Source organism: Cupriavidus sp. SIMBA_020 (assembly GCF_046535395.1).
Taxonomy (GTDB): domain Bacteria; phylum Pseudomonadota; class Gammaproteobacteria; order Burkholderiales; family Burkholderiaceae; genus Cupriavidus; species Cupriavidus campinensis.
On the sequence record NZ_JAWRWU010001381.1, the window covers coordinates 1 to 246 of the forward strand.

The 246-nt window shown below is 63.0% G+C and carries 1 protein-coding gene; it reads right to left on the minus strand.

Annotated features, from left to right (window positions below; genetic code table 11):
* Positions 1 to 8: 8 nt before the first annotated feature.
* Positions 9 to 246, minus strand: a 238-nt coding sequence (locus SB751_RS34030) for a dienelactone hydrolase family protein (protein WP_410749501.1), incomplete at its 5' end; no start/stop codon positions are given.

Sequence of the window (246 nt, forward strand, 5' to 3'; positions counted from 1 at the left end):
CTGCGGTATTACTGCTGCTGGCCCCAGAGCGTGCGCCCGAAGAACGTCAGCGTGCGATCCCACGCGATCTGCGACCACACCGGATCGAACTGCGTGCCGCCGATGCGGCCGGGGCCGACGGCCGTTTCGTTTGCGAACGCGTAATGCGCGAGATAGCGGTGGAATTCGATGTCGACCTTCGCATCGGTCAGCTTCTTCTCCAGCGCATCGACCTGATCGATCGCGAAGAACGCATCCTGCGTACCC